Source organism: Stenotrophomonas sp. P5_B8, from assembly GCF_054049855.1.
The window spans coordinates 1-990 of record NZ_JBFULO010000752.1; the positions used below are offsets into that span (position 1 = coordinate 1).

The window sequence follows — 990 nt, forward strand, 5'->3', positions numbered from 1 at the left end:
TGCCTCGACAGCGGCCGGCGCGTGGCGTGGACCGATCTCCACCACATCGCCCGCCTGCCAGACCGGCAGCACACCGTCGGCCGGTAACAGCGATACCGCCCAGGTGCCCGCGCCAGGGCTCCCGGGATTCTGCAGCGCACGGCTGCGCAGCTGCCAGTGCTGATACTCGGCCGGGGTCCAGTCGGGCAGGTCGGTCGCCGTACCCCCAAGTTGGCCAAGCAACTGCTGCCAGTGGCGCAGCGCGGCCGGATCGGCGTTGTCCACCTCGACGGTGTCGAACAGCGGGTGCGCACCCTGCCGGCGCAACCAGGTATCCAACTGATGGCCGAACGCGCAGAAATGCCCATAACTGCGGTCACCAAGCGCCAGCACGCCGTACTGCAGGTCGGGCAGCGCCAACGACTGCGACATCACGGTGCGCAGGAACGGCAGCGCATGATCGGGTGCATCGCCTTCACCGGTGGTGCTGGCCACGAACAACACCTGCGTCGCCTGCTGCAACGCGTTGCTGTCGATCTGGTGCAGACCCCGGATGCGTACCGGCAGGCCGGCCGCGCGCAGTGCCTCGGCACTGCGCGCGCACACCTGCTGGGCGAAGCCGGTCTGGCTGGCCCAGACCAGCAGGATCGGTGCCTGTCCTTCACTGCCTGCATCGTCGCGKGGGCGCCCACGCCACCAGATCAGCGCGCATAGCGCGGCATAGCCGAGCACGCTGCCGATTGCCCAGCGCCAGTGCGAGGCCAGCGGCGCGCCCTGCCACCCGTCTTTCTGCAGGTGCAGGCGCAACAGCAACCACGCCAACACCGCCAACGCGGCGAGCACCAGCAGGTTGCCGACCACGGCGCGCGACGGACGGCTCATGCGGCCGGCGCCTGCTGCACATCGAACAGACGTTCGAACGCCGGGCTCATGTGTTCTTCAATGCCATTGGAGCCACGACTGACGAAGCGCACGGCCAGGTCGTGCGCGCGCGCGAACGCCAGCCCCTGC

The 990-nt window shown here is 69.4% G+C and carries 1 protein-coding gene; it reads right to left on the reverse strand.

What is annotated here, in order from left to right; all coding sequences use genetic code 11:
• The coding region (locus tag ACXJKH_RS21230; protein ID WP_457322339.1) for a flavodoxin domain-containing protein at positions 1-861 on the reverse strand (861 nt) is incomplete at its 3' end.
• Positions 862-990: the final 129 nt, after the last annotated feature.